We start from the raw sequence: 7,046 nt of genomic DNA, 5'->3' as shown, positions 1-7,046 counted from the left end.
GTACATGAAAATGACGAAGCCTTCGTTCATTTCAATTATAGGGACTTTTTCAGTGGCCTCTCATCCATGAAGGTCTTTTTTTTCATTTAGAATAAGAGATTTGTAGACAGATAGCTTGAATAAACACTTGATAATGGTTATCATTTAGTAGGGGCTTTGTTATGATGCAAAGTCTTTTTTATTTTGAATGAGGGAGGAACTTTATGCTACGTCGATTTTTTTCTTACTATAAGCCATACAAAGGTTTATTCGTACTCGATTTTTCCTGTGCGGTTATTGCGGGCCTGCTGGAACTTGGGTTTCCGCTTATTGTAAATCAGTTTATTGATAAATTGTTGCCAGGACAAGATTGGACACTTATTTTATGGGCTTGCATCGGGCTATTCGCAATCTATGTGTTAAATGCAGGATTACAATATGTTGTTACATATTGGGGACATATGCTTGGTGTTAATATTGAAACAGATATGCGCCAAAAATTATTTGATCATATTCAAAAGCTATCATTCCGATTTTTTGATAATAACAAAACAGGTCATTTAATTTCACGCCTTACAAATGATTCAATGGAAATTGGTGAAATTGCTCACCATGGACCCGAGGACTTATTTATTGCGATTATGACTTTAATTGGGGCCTTTTCATTTATGATGATCATTAACTGGAAGTTAGCCATACTTACTTTCTTGGTAATTCCATTCTTACTATGGTTAGCACTTTATTTCAATCGTAAGATGACAGGAACGTTTAGACGTTTATTTTCAGACGTTGCTGACTTTAATGCGTGTATCGAAAATAACGTTGGTGGAATTCGTGTTGTCCAAGCATTCGGAAACGAAAAGTTTGAGAAAGAACAATTCGCAGTGAATAACGCTCGTTTTCGTACAACAAAGCTGATGGCGTATAAAATCATGGCTTTAAATTCATCGATTAGTTATATGTTGATGCGTCTTGTAACATTGTTTGTTTTAATTTGCGGGACTTGGTTTGTTTTGCAAGGAGAATTAACATATGGTGGATTTATTGGGTTTGTATTATTAACGAATATTTTCTTCCGTCCAATTGAAAAGATTAATGCGGTGATCGAAAGCTATCCAAAAGGAATTGCAGGATTTAAAAGATATGTCGAACTTCTTGAAACAGAACCTGACATTGTGGATTCTAAGGATGCGATAGAAGTAAAACAAGTACATGGTGATATTGAATATAGGAACATCACTTTCGGATATGACAAACAGGGGCCGATCTTAAAGAATATTGATTTAAAAATTCATGCAGGGGAAACAGTTGCTTTTGTTGGTCCATCCGGTGCAGGAAAGACAACGCTATGTAGTTTATTGCCACGTTTCTATGAGCTTGCAGATGGTTCTATCACAATTGACGGTATTGATACAAAAGACATGACGTTATCGTCACTCCGTAAGCAAATTGGAATTGTGCAGCAGGACGTGTTCTTATTCTCTGGAACGATTCGAGAGAACATTGCTTATGGAAACTTACAGACATCAGAAGCTGAGATTTGGAAAGCGGTCAAGCGTGCACAATTAGAGGATTTAATTTACTCGCAGCCAGACGGATTAGATACTGTCATTGGTGAGCGGGGTGTGAAACTTTCAGGTGGTCAAAAGCAACGTTTGGCTATTGCACGTATGTTCCTGAAAAACCCTCCAATTTTAATTCTAGATGAAGCAACGTCTGCACTTGATACAGAGACGGAACTTGCAATCCAAAAATCACTTGCTGAATTATCAGTTGGCCGTACGACATTAGTAATCGCTCATAGGCTTGCAACAATTAAAAATGCAGATCGCATCGTTGTTGTAAATAAAGATGGTATCGCTGAGCAAGGATCCCATGAAGAATTAATCGAGCAAGGCGGTGGATATAGCAGATTATACGAAGCGCAGTTTAGTTCTTAAGATATAAGAGAATTTGATATATGTAATTTAAACGGAAGTGGAGTATCATATAGGTAGGTAACAAAAAGATACATATATAGGAGGATGTAAAAAATGATTGTAACAACAACTTCTAATATCCAAGGGAAAGAAATTATTGAGTATATTGATATTGTAAACGGCGAGGCAATTATGGGGGCAAATATCGTTCGCGATTTATTCGCTTCTGTTCGTGACGTTGTCGGTGGCCGTTCTGGTGCATATGAAAGTAAATTAAAAGAAGCACGTGATATTGCGATGGAAGAGATGAAATCTCTTGCGAAGCAAAAAGGTGCGAATGCGATTGTTGGCATTGATGTGGACTATGAAGTAGTTCGCGAAGGAATGCTCATGGTTGCGGTTAGTGGAACTGCTGTCCGTATATAATGTAAAGCCGTGCTGGGTGCACGGCTTTTTTTGTATGGTTATGTGTCGAAAGTTGTAGACCCGCCGATATTTCTTGGGAAATGGAGCGAGCCTCGTCGATAGATAGGGAAGACATTATAGCACTTCCTTGTAACTGCGAATTTTCTTCATAATGTCTAAGCGAGCGCTCACTGACCCCAGTTCGCATTGTGCTTCACTCTCTTTCTATATATTGTAAACCTTCACATTAATGTGAAGGTCAACTCTGTTTTTGTGCAAATGATTGAACGTGATCTAAAAAGACTTGAATCGCTTTAGAGTGGATAAAGTATTTACCGCGAACGATAGAGAAAGGACGGATGAGTTTTTCATTTGGAACTTCGATATGAAAAATCTCCTTTGCTTGCAATTCTTTCCTTACAGTCCAGTCGGAAAGGATTGCAATGCCAAGCCCCGCGGCAACGGCTTCCTTTACACTTTGAATGCTGCTAAAGGTAAAGAAGCGCTTCATTTTTAAATGGTGATGATGGATAAAGCGATCGCTATAGGCACGTGTGCCAGAGCCAGTTTCTCTCAGAACCCATACTTGATCTTGGAGGGAAGCTTCATCGATTGTATGCATGCTCAGAAGAGGGTGATTTGGTGGAACAACAAGTTTCATTTCATCTTCCATAAAAGTCTCTACATCTATGTCGGTGTATACGACCTGACCTTCTACTAAGCCGATATCGATTTGGTTGGAACGAAGGCTTTGGAGAACTTCTTCTGTATTGGAGATGAACGTATGTACCTCTACATGCGGATTTTCATTGGCATACCGCGCCAATATTTTCGGAAGTAAGTACTCACCAATCGTAAAGCTCGCTCCGATGCGCAGCGTTCCCGTGACAACGTTATGTAGTTCGTTAATTTCTTGTTTTGCTTCTTCATAAAGAGATAGCATTTGCTTTGCATGGATATATAAAATGTTACCGGCCTCTGTCACTTGGACATGCTTTGGGGAGCGCTGAATAAGAGTAGTACCAAATTCGTTTTCCAAGTTACGGATATGCATGCTGACGCCGGGCTGTGAAAGATTGAGTAGTTCTGCCGCGCGCGAGAAATGCTTTTGTTCTACGACAGTCACAAATATTTTTAAGATATCAACGTTCATTGTATATACTCCCTTACTTTAGATTTGGCTGTGCTCGGTCTAGCTTCAGTGGTGAATGGTCGGTTTCTTCGCGTCTTCCTGCGAGGCAAAGGACGCCTCTACGTCAGAAGCTCCATCCTCCTCCCATTCTGAACGAGCCGCTTACGCTTTTCTAGTTTACCATAAGTTTTTTTGATGATTGAGATTTAATATTGGTATTAAACTTATCATTGAAACTCTTCTATAATGTAAATATAAAGAACATGCATGTTCCAATATGATTATTGGAGTGGTACGAGGTGGAACAAACACTTGTTATACAAAAGAAGAAGCGTCTCGGTTTTTCGCAAGGGATTGGAATTACGTTATTAATTGCCATTGCTGCGAAATATTTAGCAACGCTTCCGTTTTTAAATATTATGGGGCAATTAGTGATCGCTATTCTAATTGGGATGATTTGGAGAGCGACAATTAGTGTACCTTATGAAGCAATCGCAGGAACAAATTTCGCCAGTAAGAAGTTACTTCGCTTCGGGATTATTTTACTTGGAATGCGTTTGAATCTAGTTGATATTGCAAAGGCTGGGCCCAAGGTGTTAGTGATTGCAGCTGTTGTTATTGCATTTACACTTGTTGTTGTATACGCATTAACACGCTTTTTTAAAGTAGATAAAAAGCTTGGTATTTTAACGGCGTGCGGGACAGCGATTTGCGGCGCGGCTGCAGTCGTAGCAATTGCGCCACAAGTGAAAGCGAAGGATGATGAAACGGCAGTTGGAGCGGCGATTATTGCTATTTTAGGTACGATTTTCACGCTCATTTATACGTTATTATATCCGGTTCTCGGTTTATCTCCTTACGGTTACGGTGTATTTTCTGGAGCAACACTTCATGAAATTGCCCATGTCATCGCTGCGGCTGCACCAGGCGGAAGCTCATCTGTTGATATTGCGGTTATTGTGAAATTAACACGCGTTGCGATGCTTGTACCAGTAGCGATTTTAATTGGTTTATGGTTTAAGCGTAGTGAAGGGAATGGACAAAAAAGTTCTTGGCGTGATATTCCGATTCCATGGTTTATTTTAGGATTCTTGGCAATGAGTGCGGTGCATTCGTTAGGTATCGTACCGGAGAATATAGCAGAGTCCATTGTAACCGTTGCTTACATGCTTATCGCGATGGCAATGGCGGGGCTTGGCTTAAATGTAGAGTTTACAACGTTCCGTAAATTAGGAAGTAAAGCGTTTGTTGCGGGATTAGTAGGATCTGTTTGTCTTTCCGTTCTTGGCTATATTCTTGTGTATGTATTAGGCTTTATGTAAGGTGAAAAAGGAGACATAGTCAATATGTCTCCTTTTTTTGTAAAGATATCTTTATTTTAAATTGGAAAATTTTTATAATTAAAGTAAAGATATCTTTACTTTTGAAGGTGGAGCCTATGGGTGTAAAAAATAGAATTAAAGAATTAAGAAAAGAAAATCATATTACGCAAATTGAAATGGCGAAAGCGATGCAAGTAACGAGGCAGACGATTGTGGCGATTGAAAATCATCGTTATAACCCGAGTTTGGAATTGTCGCTGAAGATTGCGCAGTATTTTGGGATGAAGGTGGAGGATATATTTATTTTAGAATAAGGAGTGAAGAGGAATGAGAATGCAAGATGAATATGAAAGAAATCAATCGGATAAAGCTTTTAAATATTTAGGATTGTTTTATGCAATCAGTTTAGCGGTATGGGGTATGTATAATTTGATTGTTTACGGGAGTGCGGGAACGCCATTTATTCTTTTCGTGATTGGACAGTTTATATACTTTTTTGTGAACTATTGGCCGAAGTGGCAGTTTAGAAAAGTAGAAGAGAGTGAGTAGCGAGGTAAGCTCTGCAAATAGATAAATAAAGGAAAACAGAATGGGATTAGCGTTTTTATGTGTGGTAGCGGCGTTATTTGCATTTATATGGGGTATGCAAAATTTTGTTCACAATCCAGTGCCGAGTACGCTTGTTGTGATTGGGGTTGTTGGATTATCGTATTATTTACTAGTATCAGCGCACTATCACAAAACAGCAACAAGTGTTTTAGTTGGTGAGATTGTTTTGACATGTGGACGTACAATTCAAAAAATATTATTCCCGTAAAAGCTGGTTCATTCATGTAATCAGCTTTTTTGTATTTTTTTACAAAAACACTTGAAAGTTACGTTACGTCATCTTTTACAATGAAAGAGGAAAGGGTGATGGGGATGATTTCGATTCAAGAACTTACAAAGGAAACAGGAGTTACAGTAAGAACGCTCCGTTATTATGATCAAATTGATTTATTGAAACCGAGCGGAAAAACTGAGGGTGGGCACCGTTTATATAGTGAAACTGATGTCATTCGGTTGCAGCAAATTTTGTTTCTAAAAGAAATGGGTTTCTCGTTAAAAGAGATTATGAATATGCTAATGACAGATGAATTAAGTTTGAAAGAATCGTTGGAAAAACAGCTTACATTTGTGCAAGAAGAGCAGAAAAAATTTAACCGAATGGAAAAGATTTTGCAGGCGGTCGTTTATTCGGCAGAACTTGAAGGAGAACTGGATTGGAAAATCATGTTTGAGTTGATTCAACTTTCAAAGCAGTCTCCGCGTATACGCGAAATGTTTCAAAAAAAGATATTTTCAGAGGGAGAACAAAAATTGCTTGGCAATTTGCCGAATATGAGTGAGGAAGATGAAAATGTTCGAGAATGGGTGGATGTATTTTAGCAATTACGTAGCTTTATGAAAGAAGGAAAAGCTGCATCTCATGATGAAGTACAAGAGGCTACAAAAAGGCTAATAGAGAAATGTATGGAGATGGCAAATGGCGATGAAGCATTTCTAGATAAATTGTGGGAAGTAAGAAAATCAAAAGAAGATTCACAGAAGATGAATATGTATCCAATTGAAGAAGAGCTTTTAGCGTATATGGATGAGGCTTTTCGCATATATGATGAGAGGGAGCGTGGGAAATGAGCATACTTGCAGAATATCGTTGGTATTTTTTAATCGGTGCAGAAATTGTATTTTGGGTATCAGTTATCGGGTTCTTTTTACTACGTTACGGGTTTAGATTACAGAAAGCGAGTTTCGTTGCTGGAATTGTATTACTCTTCAATGAAGTCTTTATTTTAGCTTTAGGCGCTATTGATTATTATGAAACGGGTAAGTTTTCTAACTTTCAAATTATTACTTTAGTAATATTATTATATGCGCTCTTTTATGGAAAAAAAGATTTAAAGAAATTGGATATACGTGTGCAAAAACTTGTTGCGAAATGGCGGAATGAGCCCATTCCTAATATAGAAGCTCCATTAGAATTAACGGGCTGGGCTTATACGAAGCAAGAAATCGGACAATGGAGCCTACATCTCATTTTATTTACTGTTGTTCATATTGTATTTTTCTTCATGTATGGGCTCGTGCCGATTGAACAGTGGGGAGATTGGCTTGAAAAGGGCATTGTTTTAAATGAGGCAGCAGGTCGTGTGAGCCAAGTGTGGGGCATTGTGTTTTTAGTTGATACAGTAATTACATTTTCATATCTCATTTTTCCTAAAAAAGAAAAAAAGCTGTCGTCCTAATTGG

General features: G+C 38.3%; 8 protein-coding genes and 1 pseudogene. 8 read left to right on the top strand and 1 reads right to left on the bottom strand.

Annotation, left to right across the window (positions count from 1 at the left end):
• The first annotated feature begins 203 nt into the window (after positions 1 to 203).
• Both LOK41_RS19320 and LOK41_RS19315 read left to right on the top strand, forming a co-directional pair.
• Positions 204 to 1,919: an ABC transporter ATP-binding protein gene (locus tag LOK41_RS19320; protein WP_241817885.1), complete on the top strand. Its 1,716-nt coding sequence runs from the start codon at positions 204 to 206 to the stop codon at positions 1,917 to 1,919.
• Positions 1,920 to 2,012: 93 nt separating this feature from the next.
• Complete coding sequence (locus LOK41_RS19315) at positions 2,013 to 2,324, top strand: heavy metal-binding domain-containing protein (RefSeq protein ID WP_241817884.1); 312 nt, start codon at positions 2,013 to 2,015, stop codon at positions 2,322 to 2,324.
• A gap of 238 nt (positions 2,325 to 2,562) precedes the next feature.
• Here the strand turns inward: LOK41_RS19315 and LOK41_RS19310 are convergent, their stop codons facing one another.
• Positions 2,563 to 3,456, bottom strand: a complete 894-nt coding sequence (locus LOK41_RS19310) for a LysR family transcriptional regulator (RefSeq protein WP_241817883.1) — start codon at positions 3,454 to 3,456, stop codon at positions 2,563 to 2,565.
• 278 nt (positions 3,457 to 3,734) lie between these two features.
• On the opposite strand from LOK41_RS19310, the gene LOK41_RS19305 reads away from it, so the two are divergent.
• The 6 genes and pseudogenes from LOK41_RS19305 to LOK41_RS19280 all read left to right on the top strand — a co-directional run bounded on the left by LOK41_RS19305 (position 3,735) and on the right by LOK41_RS19280 (position 7,042).
• Complete coding sequence (locus tag LOK41_RS19305) at positions 3,735 to 4,757, top strand: YeiH family protein (protein WP_241817882.1); 1,023 nt, start codon at positions 3,735 to 3,737, stop codon at positions 4,755 to 4,757.
• 116 nt (positions 4,758 to 4,873) lie between these two features.
• Positions 4,874 to 5,071, top strand: a complete 198-nt coding sequence (locus tag LOK41_RS19300; protein WP_241817881.1) for a helix-turn-helix transcriptional regulator — start codon at positions 4,874 to 4,876, stop codon at positions 5,069 to 5,071.
• Between the two features lie 19 nt (positions 5,072 to 5,090).
• Positions 5,091 to 5,306 (top strand): hypothetical protein, encoded by a 216-nt coding sequence (locus LOK41_RS19295; protein WP_241817890.1) that lies wholly within the window; start codon positions 5,091 to 5,093, stop codon positions 5,304 to 5,306.
• 40 nt (positions 5,307 to 5,346) lie between these two features.
• Complete coding sequence (locus tag LOK41_RS19290; protein WP_241817880.1) at positions 5,347 to 5,574, top strand: hypothetical protein; 228 nt, start codon at positions 5,347 to 5,349, stop codon at positions 5,572 to 5,574.
• Positions 5,575 to 5,672: 98 nt separating this feature from the next.
• Positions 5,673 to 6,434 (top strand): annotated as a pseudogene (locus tag LOK41_RS19285) (MerR family transcriptional regulator).
• A complete protein-coding gene (locus tag LOK41_RS19280; RefSeq protein ID WP_241817879.1) occupies positions 6,431 to 7,042 on the top strand; it encodes a hypothetical protein in 612 nt (203 codons plus the stop codon). Before LOK41_RS19285 ends, LOK41_RS19280 begins: the two are co-directional and overlap by 4 nt.
• Positions 7,043 to 7,046: the final 4 nt, after the last annotated feature.

This window comes from Bacillus sp. TL12 (assembly GCF_022625245.1).
Taxonomy (GTDB): domain Bacteria; phylum Bacillota; class Bacilli; order Bacillales; family Bacillaceae_G; genus Bacillus_A.
Note: the sequence above shows the minus strand (reverse complement) of the source record. Positions and strands in the feature narration are given on the sequence as shown.